The following is a 20,460-nucleotide window of genomic DNA, read 5'->3' as shown; positions in this document are numbered from 1 at the left end:
TCCGGCCGCCGTCCAGGCCTATCGCGGCCGGGGCCTCGGCATCAATCACGACGCCGGGTCCCCGGCCTGGAGACCGCCGGGCAGCGGCCCCGGGCAGGGCAAGATCAGCGACGGCCGGAGGCTCCGGCCGAGCCGCCATCGCTGCCGCCGGGCTGGAATCCGGCCGCGTTCGGCGGCCCCTTCATCCGGCCGTCCTGCTTCGGCATCTCCGAGCCCGGAGATCCGGTCGTCGTGCCCGTCGTCTCGCCTTTGCCCGTCGCGCCCTGGCCCGTGTAGCCGGCCGCGTTGGGCGAACCCTGCATGCGGGTCCCGGTATTCTCCGCGGCCGTGGCGGCCGCGCCTGTCGCCAGGAGGCCGGCGACGGTCAGGCTGATCAGCGTCTTCATGTGCGAATCCTGCAAGCGTTTCCCCAGGCCGCCTCTCCGGGCGTACCGGGGCAACGCGGCCGGCCGGATCCCGTTCACGCCGCCGCGACCGGACCGGCGCGGGCGCCGGGGTTGCGGGACAATACTTGCTGCGATGCGATATTTCTGCATCGAAGACGGGGCGCGAGCCCGTCCCGCGAGGCAATGTATTGATTTATGTACGGAGTTGAGCCGCCCGGCACAATTGCATTCCGTCGCAGAATCTGTTTGAATATTCGGACGCGTTGCATTCCATCGTGGTGACTGAATTCGCTTGCGGCCTATCGGGCTCCGCGAGGAGGTCGAACATGTACGCTTTGGCCAAGACCAGAGAGAGAACCGACTGGGAGCTGGTCGTCGTCTTCGGCAGCTGGATCGTCTTCGAGATCGCGATCCTGATGCTGTGCTTGGTGTCGATGTAGGCTTTCTTCGGGACTACGCCCGATCCGTCGCGCCCCGGGCGGTGCCGGATCCCCGGCCCGGTGGCCGATGCTTGGAGATGCGCGGAGACGCTTGAGAAACCCGCGCGTGCCGGGGCATGCTCTGCCGATCGCAGGAGTCGCCGACAGGGTCGGCGCGACGGCAGGGGACGGGTGCATGGCGAAGGCGGTGCGGGCGGGCGGTGATCGCGAGGCGCGTCAGAGACCCCCGGCCGAGGACGTCCACGCCGCGGAACTCGCGCGCCTGCGCGCCGAGGATCCGGCGCCGCGGCCGCCGGGCTGGCAGCTCTCGCTCCAGGCCGTCCGGCGCTTCATCTGCGGCGACGGCGCGACGCCCGCCAAGGTGGTCTGCGCCCCGGCGCTCGTGGAGCGGGCCATGGTCACCCTGGCGACCTCCCGCGCCCTGCTGCTGATCGGCGAGCCCGGGACCGCCAAGAGCCTGCTCTCGGAGCTCCTTGCCGCCGCGATCAGCGGGCGCTCGACCCTGACGATCCAGGGTGGCGCGTCGCTGACCGAGGACCAGATCCGCTACGGCTGGAACTACGCGCTGCTCGTCGCCGAGGGGCCGAGCCCGCGCGCCCTGGTGCCGGGCGCCCTCCATACCGGCCTCAGCGAGGGGCGGATCGTCCGCTTCGAGGAGCTGACCCGCTGCCCGCTGGAGGTGCAGGACAGCCTTCTCTCGGTCCTGTCCGACCGGGTGCTCGCGGTGCCCGAACTCACCGGCGCGGACGGGATGGTCTACGCCCGGGAGGGGTTCAACCTGATCGCCACGGCCAATACCCGCGACCGGGGCGTCAACGAGATGTCGGCGGCCCTCAAGCGCCGGTTCGGCTTCGAGACCGTCTTCCCGATCGCCGATCTCGACGCCGAGCTCGCCCTGGTGCAGCGCGAGGCCACCGCCCTGCTGGCCCGCTCCGGCGTGCCTCGCGCCCCGGATCCGGAGGTGCTCGAACTCCTCGTGACCTGCTTCCGGGAGCTGCGCGAGGCCGTGGACACCGAGGGCACCGGCATGGAGCGGCTCTCGTCCGTGATGAGCACCGCGGAGGCGGTCAGCGTCGCCCACGCCATCGGCGTGAAGGGCCATTTCCTGCGCGGCGATGCCGGCCGGCCGGAGGACATCGTCGCCTGCCTCGCCGGCACCGCCGCCAAGGACGACGCCGAGGACCTCGCCCGCCTGCGCCGCTACCTCGACCAGCGCGTCAGCCGCCGCTCCGGCGCGGCGTGGCGGGAGTTCTACGCGGCGCGGCACCTCCTCACCCCGCAATGAACCCCGCAACGAGCGGTCCCGCGCCGGATCCCGGCCGCCTGACCGTCATCGGCGTGCGCCACCATTCCCCGGCCTGCGCCGGGCTCGTCCGGCGCACGATCGCGGCGCTGCGGCCGGCCTGCGTGCTGATCGAGGGGCCGGTCGACTTCAACCCGCACCTGCCCGACCTCGCCCTCGGCCACGACCTGCCGGTGGCGATCTTCTCGTTCCGGGCCGACGCGGCGGGCAGCGCCGCCTCCTACACGCCGTTCTGCGCCTTCTCGCCGGAATGGCAGGCCCTGGAGGCGGGCCGGGCGGTGGGTGCCGAGACGCTGTTCTGCGACCTGCCGGCCTGGGACCCGGCCTTCGGACGCCGCGCCAACCGCTACGCCGACCCGCACGGGGCGCGCGCCGAGGCGGCCGAGCGGGCGCTGGCCGCCGCCCTCGGCGTCGCCGACCAGGACGCCCTCTGGGACGTCCTCGCCGAGGCGGCGCCCGAGGCGGAACTGCCGGCCCGGCTCGACCGCTACTTCGCCCTGCTGCGCCCGCCCGGCACGGACGATCCCGCCGAGGAGGCCCGCGAGCGCTTCATGGGCGCCTACGCGGCCCACGCCCTGCGGGCGGCCGGCGACCGGCCGGTCGTCCTCGTCTGCGGCGGCTGGCACGCGGACGCCGTCCGGCGCCACGCCGCGCGCGCGGACGGGACCCGGCCCGAGCCGGCGCCGCCGGAGCCGGACCTGCGCATCGGCAGCTACGTGGTGCCCTACGCCTATCCCCGGCTCGACCGGTTCTCGGGCTACGCGGCCGGCATGCCTGCGCCGGGCTACTACGAGCGCGTGGCCGAGTCGGGCCTCGCCCCCGCGGCCGACTGGGCGATGACGGCGATCACCGCGGCCCTGCGCGAGGCCGGGCAGGTCGTCTCCACCGCCGACCGCGTCGCCTGGCGGGTCCACGCCGAGGCCCTCGCCCGGCTGCGCGCCCATCCCGCGATCCTGCGCGCCGACCTGATCGACGCGGCCCTCGCGGCCCTGGTGAAGGACGCCCTCGACCGCCCGCCCGCCTGGGCTGCCGGCCGCGCCGCGCCCGGCCACCCGGCGCTCGCCGCGATGCTGCGGGCGCTCACCGGCCCGCGCGAGGGACGCCTCGCCCCCGGCACCCGGCAGCCGCCCCTCGTGGCCGACGTCGCCGAGCGCCTGCGCGCCGCCGACCTGGAGCCGGGGCCGGCCCGCCGCAGCGTCGACCTCGACTGGGCCGAGCCCGGCGACCGGGCGCGGGCGCACCTGCTCCACCGGCTGGTCCTGCTCGGGTTGCCGGGGATCGCCCGCGAGGGCCCGGACCGCGCCGGGCCCGGCCTGCCGCGGGAGCGCTTCACGCTCGTGCGCCACCCGCACTGGCTCGGCGCCCTGATCGAGGCCTCGCTCTGGGGCGGGACCCTGGAGATGGCTGCCTCCGCCCGGATCACCGCCCGGGTCGAAGCGGCGCCCGATTCCCTCGAAATCCTCGCCGGGGCCCTGTCCGACGCGCTGTTCGCCGGCCTCACCCTGGAGGGCGAACTGCTCGCCCGCCTGAGCGCGGGCATCGCGGCGGCGCACGACGCTGCCGCCCTGGGCGCCGCCGGGGCCGGGATCGTGCGGCTGTACCGGTTCGGCGACGCCTTCGCGCCGGCGCGGCCGGCCCTGGCCCGCCTCTGCGCCGTCCTGGCGGCCCGGGCGCTCTTCGTCGTCGAGGCCGTCCAGGACCCCCGCGCGGGGCTCGGCGCGATCCCGCTGGTCCTCGCCTGCCGCGACCTGTTCCGCGAGGTCTGCGCGGAGATCCCGGGCCTCGACGACCTGCGCCCCCCGTTCTCCGCCATGCTCGGCCGCCGCCTCGCCGATCCGGCGACGCCGCCGGCCCTCGCGGGGGCGGCGCTCGGCTTCCGGGTCGCCTGCGGCGCGGCCGGATCGGACCCGGAGGCCGCCCTGGCCTGGCTGCGCCGCTTCGGCCTGCCCGCGACGCTCGGCGACTTCCTCGCCGGCCTGTTCGCCCTCGCCCGCGAGGAGATCGCCGCCGACGCGACCCTCGCCTCCGTCGAGGGTCTGGTGGCCGCCTGGGGCGACGACGACTTCCTGCGCGCGCTGCCGTCCCTGCGGATGGCCTTCGCGTGGTTCCCGCCCCGGGAGCGCGAGCGCATCGCCGTCGCGATCCTGCGCCGGAGCGGCCTCGGCGAGGCCCGGGCCGAGGTCGAGGCCCTGGCCTGGATGCGCCAGCGCGCCCGCCCGGCCGATCAGGCCGAGGCCCTGGCCCGCGAGGCGCGGGTCGCCGCGCGGCTCGCCCGCCACGGGTTGACCTGAGCCGCGACAAGGAAAATTTTACCGCCGCGCCACGGGGAGAGGACTGCATGCAGCGTTACGAGCTGACGGCGGGAACATCGGCGAAGTTCTGGGAGGCCGGAGCCGAGGACAGCGTTCTCATCGTGAGATTCGGCCGGATCGGCACGCAGGGGCAGTCCAAGACGAAGAGCTTTCCGAGCGCGCAGGCGGCCCAGGTCGAACTCGACCGGCTGGTACGGGAGAAGACCGGCAAGGGCTATCGCCCGGCGGGTGAGGCCGCGCGGGCCGGACCGGATCCGGCCTCCGGAGCGGGCGCCGCGGCGACGGGCAACGCCGCCGCATCCCCGGCGGCCGATGCTCAGGTCGCCGAGGCCCGGTTCGCTGAGACCGGGACCGCCGGGACGTCGCCCGCCCCCGCCGCCGGCGCGGAGGCGCGCCGCGTCCCGCTCTTCACCGGTACGCCCCTGCCCACCCGCAGCCGGCCCGGCGCGCCCCTCGACGCCGCCGCCGACTGGGCCGCCTTCGCGGCGCGGATCCGCCCGCTGCTGGCGGCCGCCCCGGACGAGGCGCGCGCGCCGGCCGAGGCCCTCGCCGCCCGGCTCGACAGCGCGCCGCCGGCCCTCGACCCGGACGAGGTCCGCGCTTGGCTGGAACAACTCGAGGCGGCCTGCCCGGCGCTGAGCCAGCGCCCCTGGGGCGCCAAGCCCGGACCGCAGGGGCCGGCGGCCCGGGCGGCGTTCACGCATCTCGCCCGCTGGCTCGTAGCCCGCTCCGGCACCGGGGGGACGCTCGTGGCCATGCTCGACCGGCTGCGGCCCCGTCCCTCCGGCCGCTACGGCTCGCTCCCGGTCTCGGCCTGGGACATCCCCACCACCTTGGGTCTCCGGGCGGCCCTGGTCGCCGCCCCCGAGGCGGCGTACGCGGAGGCCCTGGACGCGGCCCTCCGGCTCGCCGCTTCGGACCCGGAGCCCACCCTCGCCCGCTGGCTCGCGGTGATCTTCGCGGACGACCGGCCCGGCGCCGACCACGCCCTCTCCGCCCGCGCGGTGCTGGCGCGCTGCGACCCGCCCGATCCCAAGGCCTACGGCAATTCCCACGTCGCCCTGCCGCTGATCGTCGACCTGCCGCCCGCGCAGGCCGCGCCCTGGTACGCCGCGCCGTATCACCGGGCGACGCTGGCGACCTGCGATGTCGGGGCCGAGGAGGCCGCCGCGGCGGTGATCGCCGTCGCCGACGCGGCCGGCGAGCCGGCCACCCCCGGCCTCGTCTGGCTCCTGGAGGGGGCGGTCGGCCCCGAGCGCACGATCGTCGCCCGGGCCCTGCTGGAGACCCGCGCCGCCGACGCCCTCGACGCGCTCCTGCCCTTCGTGGGCACCAAGCTGGTCCGCGACGCCCTCGATGCCGCCGACGCGGCCTTCCCCGACTGGATGCTGCGGGCCTATCTGGGCGCGCTCCAGGGCAAGGGGGAGCCCGCCTACGGCCCCAGGGCCGTGACCCTCGCCGCGCGCCACGGGCACGAGACCGCCCGCGTCTGGGCGGCGGCCGAGGGCGGCCGGGGCGCGGGGCGCCTGGACCGGCTGCTCGCCGCCGGCAGCGCGCCGCAGGCGGCCCCCGAGGCCCTGCCGTCCGTGCTCCGGGATCCGCCCTGGCGGCGGCGCGGGGCCGCGCGCGCCCGGTCGGAACGGGCGGTGGCGCCGATCCCGACGCCCTTCGCGCACGGCTTCGACCCCGACGAGGCCCTCGACCGCAGCACCTTCTACTTCGAGGCCGGGACGCTGGTGGAGTCCATGACGGACCTCGCGGCGCGGATCCGCGCCACCGAGGCGGAGGCCCTCTACGACATGCCGATCCCGCCGCCGGCCGAGCCCGTGCCCGCCGCCGACGCGGATCCGGCCACCGCCCTGGCCTGGCTCGACCGCCGGCTCGACCTGGACCGCGACGCATTCACCGGCTTCTTCTACTTCAACTACGGGCCCTGGTTCCGGATGGTCGGGTGGCAGCCCGAGCCCCTGGCGCTGATGCTGTGGGAGAAGACCGGGCCGCAGCGCGCCCACTACGTCGCGTGGCGGCGCACCATCGCGGTGATGCTGTCGCGCTTCGGCGCGCGGGCCGTGCCCGGCCTCGTCCGCCTCGTCGCGGCGGACCCGGCGCTGCTCCTGCCGGAGGTCGAGCCGGTGGACGCCGCCGACCTCGCCCCGGTCGCCGCCCGGGCCTTCCACCGCACCCGCAAGCTGCGGCCGGCCGCGGCCGCGTGGCTGCGCGCCCATCCCCGCACCGCCGCGCTGCGGCTCCTGCCCGAGACCCTCGGGGCCGCCGGCCCGGACCGCGACGCGGCCGACGCGGCCCTGCGCTTCCTCGCCGCCGAGCCCGCGGGGCGCGCCGCCCTCGACGCCGCCGTCGCGGCCTACGCGGAGCGGGATCCCGGCGTGCCCGGGGCGGTGGCCGCCGGCGTCGACAGCGACCCGCTGGAGCAGGTGCCGTCCAAGCCGCCGAAGCTCCCCGACTGGGTGGTCCCCGCCGCCCTGCCCCGCCCGGTCCTGCGGAGCGGCGGCGCCCTGCCCGACGCCGCCGTCACCGCCCTGTGCGAGATGCTCGCCTTCTCCGACCCGCTCGCGCCCTACGCGGGCGTCGCGCAGGTCCGCGCCGCCTGCACGCCGGAGAGCCTCGACGCCTTCGCGGTCGCGCTGTTCCAGTCCTGGATCGCCGCCGGCGCCAAGGCGACGGGAGAGTGGGCGATGCAGGCGCTCGCCCTGATCGGGGGCGACCACGCCGCCCGCGACCTCACCCGGCAGATCCGCGCCTGGGGGCAGGCCGGCCTCAAGCCGCGCGGCAAGGCCGGCATCGCCGTGCTCGCCGGGATCGGCACCGACGTGGCGCTGATGAACCTCAGCGCCATCGCCGAGAAGAGCCCGCTGCTGCAGCTGCGCGAGGCCGCCCGCGCCGCCATCGTCGACGCCGCCGAGGCCCGCGGCCTCGACGAGGTCGACCTCGCCGACCGGCTCTCCCCCGATCTCGGCCTCGACGCGCGCGGCGGGCTCGACCTGTCCTTCGGGGAGCGCCGGTTCCGGGTCGGCTTCGACGAGACCCTGAAGCCCGTCCTGCGCGACGCCGAGGGCCGGCGGCTCGCCGCCCTGCCCCGCCCGACCAAGGCAGACGATCCCGAATCCGCCAAGGCGGCGTCCCGGCACTGGGCGGCCCTGCGCAAGGACGCGGAGGCCGCGGCCGGCCTGCAGATCACCCGGCTCGAGGCCATGCTGGCGTCCCAGCGCCGCGTCGCCCCCGGGGTGTTCTGGCCGTTCTTCGCCGCCCACCCGCTGATCCGCCACCTCGCCGGGCGGCTCGTCTGGGGCCTCTACCCGGACGCCGCGCCCGCGACGCCGCCGGGGCACGTCTTCCGCCTCGCGGAGGATCTCTCGCCGACCGATGCCGCGGACGACGCCCTCGCCCTCGACGTCCCGGCGGCCGAGGGCGTGGTCGGCCTCGTCCACCCCCTGCACCTCGACCCAGAGGAACGGACCGCCTGGAGCGGCCTGTTCGCCGATTACGAGATCGCCCAGCCGTTCCCGCAGATCGCCCGCGAGACCTTCGCGTTCACCGAGGCCGAGCGGGGCGCCGCCGAGACCCACCGCTTCGACGGGGTCCGGGTGGGCGGCCGCCGCCTGCGGGGGCTGCGGCCCCAGGGCTGGTCGACCGACACGGGGAGCGAGCACGTCCATGCGGTGCAGCGCCCGGTCGCGCTGCCCGACGGCACCCGCCTCGTCGCGGTCCTGCGCTTCGAGGACGGGTTCTGGCACCGGCCCGGCCCGGAGGGCGACGGGATCCAGACGCTGCGGACCCTGACCCTGTCCGATACCGGCTGGCGCGCCGCGGCGGCCCACCGGTTCGGCGACCTCGACCCGGTGACCGCGAGCGAGGTCCTGCGGACGCCGAGCCTGCTCGCCGCCTCCGGCGACGCGTGAGAGGGAGACAGGCCATGGAACGCTACGAGCTGGTCGAGGGCAGCGCGGCCAAGTTCTGGGAGGTCGGCGTCTCCGGCCGGACGCTCACCGTCCGGTTCGGGCGCCTCGGCACCCAGGGCCAGAGCAAGGACAAGACCTGCGCCGACGCGGCCGCGGCCGTGAAGGAGAAGGACAAGCTCGTCCGCGAGAAGACCGCCAAGGGCTACGTCCGCGCCGACGGCGCGGCTCCCGCCCCGGCGCCGGCCCCCACCCCGGCACCGACCGCCGCCGCCACCTCGAAGCCCGCCCCTGCGCAGGCGTCCGGGCCGGTCGGCGAGACGGTTGTCGAGCCCGCCGCGGAGCCGGCGGCCGCCCCGCCGCCGGTCGAGGCCCCGCCGGAGCCCGTCCCGCCCCCCGCCCCGGCCGCGGTCTTCGCGGCGGTGCCGCTGCCGACCCGCCTGCGCCCCGGTCCGCGCCCGGACGCGGCGGAGGCCTGGCGGGCGATCGCGGCGCCGCTGGCAGCCGCGCTCGGCGATGCCGAGGCCGCGCGCCTCGCCGGAGCGCCGCCGGACCGGGACGGCCTCGCCGCCTGGCTGGACGCGATCGTCGACGCCGCGGAGGCGCGCCGACAGGGGAATCCGTCCCGGGCCGCCACCGGCGACGCCGTCCTTCGAGGGGCACTGGAGGCGGTCCTGCGCTACGCCGTGGCCGAGGGCGGGACGGAGGCCGTCGCCCGGCTGGCCGACCGCCGCCGCCCGACCCCGAAGACGCCGCGCGCCTACCAGCGCCTGTCCTGGGCCGAGCCGCTCCACCTCGCCCTGCGGGCCGCCCTGGTGCACGCCCCGGAGGCCGATTACGACGCCGCGGTCGCGCTCCTGAACGCCCGGATCGCCGAGGACCACGACTGGCCGGCGGCCTGCGCCTTCGCGTTCATCCTGGCCGACGACCGGGCCGCCCCGCACCCGCTCCAGCCCGTCGCGGTGGTCGAGGCCGCCGCGTCGGCGGGGATCGACGTCGCGGCCGATACGGCCTACCTGCCGCTGCTGGCCGACGCGCCGCCGGAAGCGGTCGCGCGCTGGCGCGCCAAGCGCAGCTACCACCTCTACTTCGTCTACTGCGCCCTCGACGCGGCCGAGGCGGCCGCGACCCTGCTGGCGGTGGCCCGCGCCGCCGGGCAGCCGGCCCTGCCGGCCCTCGACTGGCTGCTGCACTACGCCCTTGACGAGCAGCGTCGCACGGTCGCCCTGGCGATCCTGTCGACGGGCGAGGCCGGGGCGCTCCCGGTCCTGCTGCCCCACCTCCACGAGAAGCCCGTCGCGGCCGCCCTCGACGCGGCGCTGGAGGCGGACCCCGCCGCGATCCTGCCCCGCTGCCTCGCGGCCCTCGCGGGCGGCCGGTCCGAGCCCGCCCTGCGCGCCCGGGTGAACCGGGCGCTCGACGCCCACGGGCTCGACACGGTCCGCGGCTGGCTCGCGGCGTCGGGCGGGCGCGGGGCCGGCATCCTCGACGCCCTGGCGGAAGCCCGCGCGGTGCCCCTCGCGGAGCCCGCCGCCTGGCCGCGGGTGCTGCGCGACCCGCCCTGGCGGGCCAAGGCCCGGACCCGGGACGACCTCGTCCTCGCGCTCGCGCCGCTGCCGACGCCGTTCGCCCACGCAGTGCCGGAGGTCGCGCCGAGCTACTGGCGCGCGCGGAACGCCGTCACCCTCGACGGCCCGGAGGCGCTGCGGGCCTTCGTGGCGGCCGCCGAGCTTTCCCATCCGACGCAGGGCTGGAGCCGGATCCCGCCCCCGCTCTCCGAGCCGCCGCGCGACGATCCGCCGGCCCTGATCGCCTGGGTCGCCGGCCGCGTCGCCCAGATCGACGAGGCCTGCCATTACTGGGCGAACTCGCCCTATCGCCAGCTGGTCGGCAGCCTGGAGCGGCAGCCCGAGCCCCTGGCGCTCGCCCTCTGGGCCCAGTCGCGCGTCGTTGCGGGATGCTTCCACGTCTCGCAGTGGCCGGAGATCGTGTGGGCGATGCTGTCGCGGTTCGGCGAGCGGGCGATGCCGGGCCTCGTCGGGCTGGTCGAGGCCGATCCGGTCGGGCTCCTGCCGGCCGTCCTGGCGGTGGACGATGGCCGCCTCGCCGGGCCCGCCGCCCGCGCCCTCACGAAGCTCAAGAAGGCCCGCGAGCCGGCCCTGGCCTGGCTGCGCCGCCATCCCGAGACCGCCCTCACCCGCCTCTTGCCCGACGCCGTGGGCCGGCCCGGGGCGCTGCGCGACGCCGGCGAGCACGCCCTGCGCGTGCTGGCGCAGGACCGGGCGGACGGCCGCGCCATCATCGCTTCCGTGGTCGCGCGCTACGCGGACCAGGCACCGGACGTGACCGAGGCGGTCGCGCAGGTGCTCGACCGCGATCCCCTCGCCCGCGTCCCCGCCAAGGTCGGCAAGCCGCCCGCCTGGGTCGTGCCGTCCATGCTGACCCGGCCGCGTCTGCGGGACGGGACCGCCCTGCCGGACGCGGCGATCCTGACCCTGTGCGAGATGCTGTCCTTCACCAACCCGGACGCCGTCTATGCCGGCGTGCCGATGGTCCGCGAGGCCTGCACCGAGGCGAGCCTCGCGGCCTTCGCGTGGGACCTGTTCTCCGCCTGGATCGCCGCCGGGACGCCCTCCAAGGACGGCTGGGCCCTGCGCGCGCTGGGCTGGTTCGGCACCGACGCCACCGCCCGCGACCTGACCCGCCTGATCCGCCGCTGGCCCGGCGAGGCCGCCCACGCCCGCGCGGTCACCGGACTCGACGTGCTGGTCGACATCGGCACCGACGTCGCGCTGATGAACTTCAACGGCATCGCCGAGAAGCTGAAGTTCAAGGGGCTCCAGGAGAAGGCCCGGCAGAAGATCGCCCAGCTCGCCGAGGCCCGCGGCCTCACCCCCGAGGAGCTGGCCGACCGGCTCGCCCCCGACCTCGACCTCGACGAGCGCGGCGGCCTCGACCTCGATTTCGGCCCCCGCGGGTTCCGGGTCGGGTTCGACGAGACCCTCAAGCCCTGGGTCCGGGACGCCGCCGGCCAGAGGCTCAAGGATCTGCCCAAGCCCGCCAAGGCCGACGAGGCCGGGAAGGCCGCGGCGGCGGTGGCCCGCTGGGGCGCCCTGAAGAAGGACGCGCGGGCCGTGGCGAGCCTGCAGGTGGCCCGCCTGGAGGCGATGCTCGCCGGCGCCCGCCGGGTCCAGCCGACGGTGTTCGGCCCCTGCTTCGCCGCGCACCCGCTCCTGCGCCACCTCGCCCAGCGCCTCGTCTGGGCCACCTTCGCGGATGCCGACCCGCGGACCGGTCCGGGCCTGACCTTCCGGATGGCCGAGGACCTGACCTTCACGGATGCCGACGACGCGCCGCTCGACCTCGACCTGACCGGGGCGGCCCCGGGCCTGATCGGCCTCGTCCATCCCCTGCAGCTCGACGCCGGGGCGCTGGCGGCCTGGGGGGCGCTGTTCGGCGACTACGAGATCGTCCAGCCCTTCCCGCAGCTCGCCCGCGAGACCTACGCCTTCACGGAGGCCGAGGCCGCCGCATCGACCACGAGCCGCTTCGCCGGGACCGTCGTGGAGGCCAACCGCCTGCGCGGCATGGCCGCCCGGGGCTGGCCCCTCGGGGCGCCCCAGGATGCCGGGGTGGTGTGGTGGATCGAGCGCGCCGTGACCTTCCCGGGCGGCGCGGCCGGCCAGGCGTCGCTGACCTTCTCGGAGGGCCTGTTCACCGGCGCGGTGGAGTTCGAGGATCGGGAGCAGACCCTCGGCGACCTGACCCTCGGCTCGCCCTGGAGCAGCCGGTCGGATCCGGGCCAGCGCACCTTCGGCGAGCTCGCGCCGGTGACGGCGAGCGAGCTCCTGCGCGGACCGAGCCTCCTCGCCGGGACGCGGCTGCGGTGAGCCTCGACCCGGTCACGCGCTGGCGGCTCATCCTGGGCGAGGCGGCGGATTCCGCCTGCGCGGGGGCCGGCTGCGCCCTCTCGGGCGATGCGGCCGCCATGGATCAGGCGCTCGACTGGCTCTACGGCCGCGACGCCGAGGGCGCGGCGCGGGGGGAGCGCCGCCAGGGCGGCCGCGAGGGCTCGACCCTGACGGTGCCGGGCTGGATCAACGCGGTCCACACGCTCTTCCCCCGCGAGACGATCGAGCGGCTGGAGCGCGACGCGATCGAGCTCTACGCCATCGACGACGTGGTCACGAACCCCGAGGTGCTGTCCCGGGTCGAGCCGAACGAGACGCTGCTGAAGGCGGTCCTGCGCACCAAGCACCTGATGGCGCCCGACGTGCTGGTGATGGCCCGCAAGCTCGTGCAGGAGGTGGTGCGGCAGCTGATGGAGCGGCTGGCGCGGGACCTCGCGGTGGCGTTCTCGGGAGTGCTCGACCGGCGGCGCCACACCCGCCTGCCCGGCGCCCGCGACCTCGACCTGAACCGGACGATCCGCGACAACCTGCGCCACTACGATCCCGAGAGCCGGCGGATCACCGTCGAGCGGCTGCACTTCTTCGCCCGGAACCGGCGCCAGATGCGGCCCTGGCAGGTGATCCTGCTCGTCGACCAGAGCGGGTCGATGCTCGATTCGGTGATCCACGCCTCGGTGATGGCCGCCTGCCTGTGGAAGCTCCCCGGCATCCGCACCCATCTCGTCGCCTTCGACACGGCGGTGGTGGACCTGACCCGCGACTGCGACGACGCCTGCGAGCTGCTCATGAAGGTCCAGCTCGGCGGCGGCACCGATATCGGGGGCGCCGTGCGCTACGCGGCCGGGCTGATCACCGCGCCGGAGCGGGCGATCGTGGTCCTGGTCTCCGACTTCTACGAGGGCGCGAGCGAGGCCGCGCTGGTCGAGCAGGTGCGGGCGCTCTCCGGCCAGCGGACCCGCGTGCTGGGCCTCGCGGCCCTCGATTCGGAGGCGCGGCCCGCCTACGACCGGGCGATGGCCCAGCGGCTCGTGGCGGCCGGCGCCGAGATCGGCGCGATGACGCCCGGCGAGCTCGCCGGCTGGCTCGCCGCCGCGATCCGGGCCTGAGCGGCGCCGATGGCCCGCCCCGACCTCCGCGCCCTCACGGATGACGGCCTGATCCAGCTCGCCAATGCCGGGCTGGTGAAGCGGGCGCTGCGCGAGGTGGCCGCCGGCCAGGGGCCGGACCTCGCGGAGGCCGGGGACGGCACCGTCGAGGCGCGCTTCGCCGACGGCACGGTCACGCGGCTCGGCCCCGGCCGGCCTCCCGGCGAGGCCAGCTGCACCTGCCCGGCGAGCGGGATGTGCCGGCACCGGGTCGCCCTCGTCGTCGCCTACCGGGCCGCCCCGGTCGCGGACGGGCCGGCCGATGGGTCTTCCGCGGGGGCCGCCGATGGGGCCGCCGAGGGTGCGGCGGTGCCGGCCGCGGCGCCGGTCGCCTGGGATCCCGGCACCCTCGACGGCGCGGCCCTCGAGGCGGGGCTCGGCGGCGCGGCGGCGGCGGAGTTGCGGCGCCTTCTGGCGGGTGGGATCACGGTCGGGCTGGAGCGGGGCGCCGTCCCGGCCGCGCGGCTCCCGACCGCGACCGTGCGCTTCCTCGTGCCCGACGCCGTCGGCTACGCCCGCTGCGACTGCGCGGCCGGGGGCGGCTGCGCCCACGTCGCCCTGGCGATCCGCGCCTTCCGGGATTCCGCGGGCGCCCCCGAGATCCGCCTCGGCGGCGCGGCCCTGGCCGGAGCGGAGGCGAAGCCGGCGGAGACGGACCTCGCGGAGGCCGCCGACCGGGTGGTCGCCGGCCTGCTGGAGGCCGGGGTCGTGTCCGGACCGGAGGCGCACGGCGCGGCCCTCGTCCGGCTCCGGCGGGCGGCCGAGAGGCGGGGCGCCACGCAGCTCCTGCTGGCGGAGGCGGATCTCGACGGGCAGGTCGCGGCCTATGCCGCGCGCCACGCCGCCTACGACGCGGCCGTCGTCCTGGCGCTCGCCACGGAACTCCTCGGCCGCGTCCGGGGCGGGGAGGCCGCCCTCGGCCTCGGCCAGCCCTACGAAACCGCCATGGGCAAGACGCGCCTCGTCTCCCTGGGTGCCCGGCTCCTCGCCCGCGGGCGCGGCGCCACCGCCCGGGTGGCGCTGGCCGACACCGATACCGGCGCGCTCCTGGCGCTGGAGCGCGCGTTCGCGCCGGGCGAGGCCGAGGCGGATATCGCGGCCGGCCTGCCCGGGCGCCTCCTGAGCCCGGGCCTGTCCGTCTCGGGCACCGGCCAGGGCCAGATCCTGACCAGCGTCGCGCGGCGCCGGGCCGACGGGCTCCTCGCCCTCGGCCAGGGCGCGCGGGGCCGCACGGCGCTGCTGCCGCGGGACGCCCTGGTGGCCCTGCCGGCCCCCCTGGCGGCGCGGGACGTCCCGTCGATCCTGCGCCGCCTCGCCGACCGGCCGCCCGTCTTCCTGCGCCCGCGCGACCGGCTGGAGGCCTTCCACGTCTTCCCCGTCGAGGCTGTCCTGGGACAGGCCTGGGCGCCCGGCGCCCAGACGTGGCAGGCCGCCGTCGCGCTGCCGGGGGCGGCCGGCACGCTGCATCTCGCCCGCGCCTACGACCCCGCCGCGCCGCACGCCCTGGACGCCCTCGCGGGCGCCTGCGCGGGGCGCTGGGGACCCGTGCGACAGGTCGCCGGCCCGGTGCGGATCGCGGACGGCGCCCTGGTCTGCGATCCCTGGTCGGTGTCGGTCGACCGGCTCGTCGTGCCCGACCTCGCCGTCCCCGACGGCGCCGGCCACCCGATCCCGCCGGCGCCGGACCTGGGGCCGGCCACGCTCCTCGACGAGGCGGCCGAGCTCCTGGCGAACGCCCTCCATGCGGGGCGGCGGGCCTTCGCGTCCAGCGCCCGCGCCAGCGGGGCCGACCTAGTCGCACGCCTCGCCGCGACCGGCTATCCGGCCACCGCCGCGCGGCTCTCCGCCTTCCTCTCCGCCACCCTGGCGGCTCCGGGCGCGCAGTCCGAGCCCTTCGCCCGGGCCGCCCTCTGGGTCGCCGCCATGCGCGACGATCCCGGGCCGGAAGAGGCCTGATGAGGCCCGATCACGGAATCGTGCGCGCGCGGTTGCCCCCTCGGTCCCGCTGGGGCAGGTTGCCGCGGCTTCGGGCGCCGCGATTCGCCGGCCGGCCCGTCCCGGTCGTTTCGCGAGGAGCCCGGATGCGAGGACCCGTCGACCGTCGCGCGCGCGCGACGCATCCCTGCCCGGCCGCGCGAGCCGGCGCGGTGGCATGAGGGTCGTCCGCGCGGCGCGCCTCCACCTGCGGGACGCCACCTCCGACAAGGTCTACGACGTCGACCTGATCGAGAACGAGGCCCTCGGGACGCCCGAGCGCTACTTCGTCAACACGCGCTACGGCCGGCGCGGCGCGACCCTGCGCGAGGGCTCCAAGACGCCCCAGCCCGTGACCGCCGAGGCGGCCGCCCGGGTGTTCGACAGCGTGGTCGTCTCCAAGATCAACGGCGGCTACCGGCGGGTCGACGGCCCGGAGACCGCCGCACCCGAGGCGACGCCCGACGGGCGCGATGGCGTGCTGCGGGCGCGGCTCTCCGCCTGCCTGCGCGAGAGCTGGGCCGAGCGTGACCGCGACCGCCTGCTCTGGCGCATCGGCGAGCTGCGGCTGGCCGCGACCGCCCCGGACCTGATCGCCCTCGCGCGGGGCCTCGGCCCGGCGCGGGCGAGCTACGCCCTGGTCTGGGCGCTCGCCCGGGCGGCGGGCGCACAGGCCGGTCCGGCGCTCGCGGCGATCGCCGCCGAGGCGCCCGGCAGCGTGGTCCGCGACCTCGCCCGCTTCGCGCTCACCGCCCCGCTCACCGGGCCCTACCGGCCGCCGGAGGCCGAGCCGGACCTGCCCGGCATGGTCGCCCGGCCGGCCGAGGCGGGCGACGTCGACGGGTTGTGCGGGGCGCTGGACGGCCTTGCCCGGCACGATCCGGGCCGGGTCGGGCCGGCCCTGGTGGCGCTCGGCCGCCGGGCGCAGGCGGCGCCCGGCCTGCACGCGACGCTCTGCGCCGCCCTGCTCCGGCTGCCGGCGCGGCCGCCCTACCTGATCGGCCTGCGGCGCCTCTTCAAGCACGCCGAGATGGCCGACGATGCCGCCCTGTTCGGCGCCACCGCCCAGCGCTTCGAGACCGCGCAGGCGATGTATCAGGCCGGCCGGAGCCACGCCTACGTCCCCGACCTCCGGCGCTACGTCGCGGTGGACGCGGCGCGCCAGGGGCCGGAGGCGCGACTCGGCCTGTCCACCGCCACCCGCGCCTACATGAAGCGGCGGATCTGGCGCGCCCTGCGCAAGCGCGGCGCCGTCGGGGACCCGGCCTTCGCGGCGCTGGCGGCGGGCTTCCTGCTGGCGCTCGGGCCGGAGGATCTCGATCCCCCGACCCGCTGGACCGCCTGGGGGCGGAAGCCGGACGGGACCTGGGGCCGGCAGGCGCGGGCGCGGGGACCGCTCGGCCGCAACTGGACGGCGAGCCAGCTCCTGTACCGTCACGCCCCGGAGGCCCGGCCGCGGACGGGTTCGCTGACTTTCCTGGAGACCGGCGCCGTCGATCCCGACCGGCGCGACGAGGCCTTCCCCGACCTCTGGAGCGCCCGCCCGGACCTGGCGCTCCGCCTCGCCGCGGAGGGGCGGATCGAGCCGGTGGCGCGGCTGGGCCTGCGGGTGCTGCGCGCGGACCCGCGGGCCTGCGCGGCCCTGACGGCCAGCGAGATCGGGCGCCTGCTGGCCGCCCCGCACGACGCCGTGCGGACCTTCGCGTTCCGGACCGCCCAGGCGCGTCTCGCCGCCGGGATCGCCGAGCCTGCCGAACTCGCCGCCCTGGTGGCGGCGCTGCTCGCGAGCCCGGAGCCGGAGGCGCGGGCGCTGGCCCTGCGGCGCCTCGAGGCGGAGGCGCCGATCGTCTGGTCGGATCCCGACCTCGCCGCCGCGCTGCTCACGAGCCCGGAGCCGGACGTCCAGGCGGCCCTCCCCGGCCTCGCCGGGGCGCGGGCGCTGCCCACCGGGCTCGCGGCGCCCCTGGTGGCGCGGCTGGTGGCGTGGCTGCGGGCGATGCCGCCGGAGCCCGACGCGGCCGCGACGGCCGCGATCCGGGGTCTGCGCGCCGCCCTGCCCTTCCTGTGGCCGGACCGCGACCTGCCGGTCACGTCCGAGACCGCCGCCGCCCTGATCGCCCACCCGTCCGCCGCGGTCCGGTCCGCCGGCCTCGCCCTCCTGGCGCAGTCCGAGGCCGGGGCCGCCGGCCTGCCGCCGGAGAGCTGGGACGCGCTGATCGGCGCGGAATCCGAGGACATCCGGATCGCCGCCCTCGTCCTGCTGGCGCGCCTCGACGACGCGCGGCTCGGGCCCTACGCGGACCGGATCGTCGCCTTCGCCAGCGGGCCCGGCAGCGCCGTCCGGCGGGCTGCCCGGCCCCTTGTGGCGCGCCTCGCGGCGGCGGATCCGGGCCTCGCTCCCCGCCTCGCCCGGGAGCTGATCGGCAGCCTGTTCCGCGCGGAGCCCGACGACGCCTACGCGGCCGACACCGTGGCCCTGCTGCGCGAGGCCCTGCCTGGGGAATGCGCCGCCCTCGACGACGGCACCCTGTGGCGCCTGCTGCAGGCGCGGGCCGACGGCGCCCGCCGCCTCGGCGCCGCCCTCCTGCCCGACCGGCGCCCCGAGGCCCTCAGCGTCCGCCAGATCGCCCGGCTCGGCAGCCACCCGTACCGGGCGGTGCGGGACTGGGCGACGGCGGCCTTCGCGGCCGACCCGGCCCGGTTCCAGGCCGCGGCGGCCGAGGCCGTCCTCTTGGTCGAGAGCGACTGGCCCGACACCCTCGCCTTCGCCCGCGGCCTGTTCGACGCGTGGCCGGAGACCGCCTGGACGCCCGAGGCGCTCGCCGTCGTCACCGACAGCGTCAAGCCGGAGGTCCTGGCCCTCGCCCGCCACCTCCTGCGCAGCCGGCTCCGGCCCGAGGACGCGGAGGCGCAGGTCCTGCGCCTCCTAGAGCACCCCGCCCCGTCGATGCACCTCCTGCTCACCGAGTTGCTCACCGAGCAGGCCGTGGCGAGCGAGGCGGCCTTCGCGCGGCTGATCCCCCTCGCCCGCATCGTGATGCTGCAGGTGCTGCGCGGCCGGGTCGCCAAGGACCGGATGGCCGCCTTCCTCCGGGCCGAGGCCCTGCGCAGCCGCGCCCGCGCCGAGGCGCTGCTGCCGCTCTTCGCCGACCTGACCCTGAGTGGCACGGCCCGGGACCGCAGCGCCGCGATCCTGGCCCTGCGCGACGTCGCCGACGCGCATCCCGATCTCGCCGTGCCCCTCGTCCGGCGCCCGCCGGAGGCGCGGGGACCCGTCTCCGTCTCGGAAGAGGCCCGATGAACTTCGTCCATCGCTACCTCGGCGAGAGCCGGGCCGTCTCGGACGCGGACGCGACCCGGCTCGGCTTCGTTCCCGACACCCTGCGCGAGCCGACCTACTTCGCCGGGACGGTGGCGCGGCACCTGCCGTTCCGGGAGGCGATCTCCGCCCTGCACCACGTCGTCGTGTCGGACCTGCGCTTCAAGCCGAAGGACCGCACCGCCTACTTCGCGTGGCTCCAGGCCCACGAGCAGGAGCTCCTGGCCGAGGCTCTCGCCGAGAAGGACAGCCTGCGCGCCGAGATCGAGGCGCTGCGCGCCGAGTCCCGGGACATCGCCGCCCGCTCCGACGCGGTGATGCGGTCGTTCTACGACGCGCGGAAGCGGTACTTCGACTATCTCTACCGGGAGAACCTCGACGCCTGGATCGTGCTCGATCCGGTCATCACGGTCCATCCGGACGAGATCTTCTTCGAGGCGTTCAGCCTCGACGAGTCGAGCTACGGGCGCCTGTCCTGCGACCACGACACGTTCGCGCGCATCGGCGACATGGCCTGCGGCACGACCAACATCGACTACAGCCACGCCCTCTACGACGAGTTCCAGAAGATCCGCAGCTACCGCGACACCGAGCTGGCGATCGACCCGACCGGCTTCGCGGTCCAGACCTCCGGCGAGGCCGCCTATCGCGAGGACAAGATCGACCTGCCCGATTCCTGGATGCGGGGCTTCCTGCAGGTGTCGAGCGCCATGGCGCAGCCCGCCCACGTGGTGGACCTGCACCCGGTCGACATGCACGCGATCCTGACCCGCCTCGCCGCGCGCCGGGAGCGCCACGGCCCGCGCTCCCTGCGGTTCCTGCTCGAGCCCGGCCGGCCGGTCAGCGTGCTGATCGAGCCCTGGAACGAGCGGCTGACCTTCCGGCGCTCGATCTACCGCGGGGGCGAGACGGCGGAGATCCGCCTGTGGGGCCGGCGGCGCCTCGCGATCCTGGCCCGGACCCTGCCGCTCGCCCGGTCGGTGCGGCTGCACCTCCTCGGCACCGGTCTGCCGAGCTTCGCGGTGGTGGATTTCGGCGGCCTGCGCTTCACGCTCGGCCTGTCGGGCTGGACCGCCAACGACTGGTCCCGGGCCGGGCAGTTCGACCTGCTCGCGCCCCGGGCCGACGTCGACGCCGACACCGCCGCCCGGGTCTTCGCGGCGCTCCGGCGCCACCACGCCGCCGACACCGGGCAACTCGCCGCCGAGACCGGCCTCGACCGGTCCACCGTGGAGGCGGCGCTCGGCGGCTACGTGCAGGCGGGCCGCGCCATGTTCGACCTCGACAAGCGGGTCTACCGCCTGCGGGAGCTGACCCGGGAGCCGCTGGCGCCGGGCGCCCTGCGCTTCGCCTCCGAGCAGGAGGCCAAGGCCGACCGGTTCCTGGCGGCCGGACTGGTCACCCTCGGGCCCGTCGAGCAGGCCGGCGACAGGCGGCGCCTGAGCGGGACCGTGCTGGACGACGGCCGGAGCCTGACGCCCGCGGTGGAGCTCGATTCCGACGACCGCATGGTCGGCGGCAGCTGCCAGTGCGGGTTCTACACCCACAACCGGCTGACCCGGGGCCCCTGCGAGCACATGCTGGCCGTGCGCCGCCTCGTCCACGCCCAGGTCGAGGGCAAGCCGGTGCGGTGGCAGGCGTGAGACGGACCCGATTGATGCGGCCGCGCGCCTGGCCTATCCTCCCCGCGACGAGGGGCGTCGGCCGAGGCGGACCTTGCATTTCGGGCGGCGATTCGCCGTCCCTGCACCCTGCC

At 77.1% G+C, this 20,460-nt stretch carries 9 protein-coding genes; 8 read left to right on the top strand and 1 reads right to left on the bottom strand.

The annotated features are described in order from the left end of the window. Positions 1 to 104: 104 nt before the first annotated feature. A complete protein-coding gene (locus tag H288_RS0123845; RefSeq protein ID WP_020095099.1) occupies positions 105 to 386 on the bottom strand; it encodes a hypothetical protein in 282 nt (93 codons plus the stop codon). Positions 387 to 1,001: 615 nt separating this feature from the next. On the opposite strand from H288_RS0123845, the gene H288_RS0123835 reads away from it, so the two are divergent. From H288_RS0123835 to H288_RS0123800, 8 genes are all read left to right on the top strand, one after another. Then, a complete protein-coding gene (locus H288_RS0123835; protein ID WP_020095097.1) occupies positions 1,002 to 2,111 on the top strand; it encodes an AAA family ATPase in 1,110 nt (369 codons plus the stop codon). Beyond that, positions 2,108 to 4,420, top strand: coding sequence for a DUF5682 family protein (locus tag H288_RS0123830; RefSeq protein WP_020095096.1), 2,313 nt, complete (start codon positions 2,108 to 2,110; stop codon positions 4,418 to 4,420). Before H288_RS0123835 ends, H288_RS0123830 begins: the two co-directional genes overlap by 4 nt. 47 nt (positions 4,421 to 4,467) lie before the next feature. Beyond that, positions 4,468 to 8,358 (top strand): WGR and DUF4132 domain-containing protein, encoded by a 3,891-nt coding sequence (locus H288_RS0123825; protein ID WP_020095095.1) that lies wholly within the window; start codon positions 4,468 to 4,470, stop codon positions 8,356 to 8,358. 14 nt (positions 8,359 to 8,372) lie between these two features. Then, positions 8,373 to 12,245 carry a DUF4132 domain-containing protein gene (locus tag H288_RS0123820; protein ID WP_020095094.1) on the top strand — a complete coding sequence of 1,291 codons (3,873 nt, stop codon included), beginning with the start codon at positions 8,373 to 8,375 and terminating at the stop codon, positions 12,243 to 12,245. After that, positions 12,242 to 13,372, top strand: a complete 1,131-nt coding sequence (locus H288_RS0123815) for a VWA domain-containing protein (RefSeq protein ID WP_020095093.1) — start codon at positions 12,242 to 12,244, stop codon at positions 13,370 to 13,372. The genes H288_RS0123820 and H288_RS0123815 overlap by 4 nt, the downstream gene beginning before the upstream one ends. 9 nt (positions 13,373 to 13,381) lie before the next feature. Further along, complete coding sequence (locus H288_RS36290; RefSeq protein ID WP_020095092.1) at positions 13,382 to 15,367, top strand: SWIM zinc finger family protein; 1,986 nt, start codon at positions 13,382 to 13,384, stop codon at positions 15,365 to 15,367. A gap of 196 nt (positions 15,368 to 15,563) precedes the next feature. Beyond that, on the top strand, positions 15,564 to 18,686 hold the full coding sequence (locus H288_RS0123805) for a hypothetical protein (RefSeq protein WP_020095091.1): 3,123 nt from the start codon (positions 15,564 to 15,566) through the stop codon (positions 18,684 to 18,686). Further along, complete coding sequence (locus tag H288_RS0123800; RefSeq protein WP_020095090.1) at positions 18,683 to 20,347, top strand: hypothetical protein; 1,665 nt, start codon at positions 18,683 to 18,685, stop codon at positions 20,345 to 20,347. Before H288_RS0123805 ends, H288_RS0123800 begins: the two co-directional genes overlap by 4 nt. Positions 20,348 to 20,460 lie beyond the last annotated feature (113 nt).

The organism is Methylobacterium sp. 285MFTsu5.1 (assembly GCF_000383455.1).
Classification (GTDB): Bacteria; Pseudomonadota; Alphaproteobacteria; order Rhizobiales; family Beijerinckiaceae; genus Methylobacterium.
Note: the sequence above shows the minus strand (reverse complement) of the source record. Positions and strands in the feature narration are given on the sequence as shown.

Excerpts from the sequence above, each read along its gene's own strand:
- H288_RS0123845 (WP_020095099.1), bottom strand. The coding sequence starts at position 386 with ATGAAGACGCTGATCAGCCTGACCGTCGCCGGCCTCCTGGCGACAGGC.
- H288_RS0123835 (WP_020095097.1), top strand. The coding sequence starts at position 1,002 with ATGGCGAAGGCGGTGCGGGCGGGCGGTGATCGCGAGGCGCGTCAGAGA.
- H288_RS0123830 (WP_020095096.1), top strand. The coding sequence starts at position 2,108 with ATGAACCCCGCAACGAGCGGTCCCGCGCCGGATCCCGGCCGCCTGACC.
- H288_RS0123825 (WP_020095095.1), top strand. The coding sequence starts at position 4,468 with ATGCAGCGTTACGAGCTGACGGCGGGAACATCGGCGAAGTTCTGGGAG.
- H288_RS0123820 (WP_020095094.1), top strand. The coding sequence starts at position 8,373 with ATGGAACGCTACGAGCTGGTCGAGGGCAGCGCGGCCAAGTTCTGGGAG.
- H288_RS36290 (WP_020095092.1), top strand. The coding sequence starts at position 13,382 with ATGGCCCGCCCCGACCTCCGCGCCCTCACGGATGACGGCCTGATCCAG.
- H288_RS0123805 (WP_020095091.1), top strand. The coding sequence starts at position 15,564 with ATGAGGGTCGTCCGCGCGGCGCGCCTCCACCTGCGGGACGCCACCTCC.
- H288_RS0123800 (WP_020095090.1), top strand. The coding sequence starts at position 18,683 with ATGAACTTCGTCCATCGCTACCTCGGCGAGAGCCGGGCCGTCTCGGAC.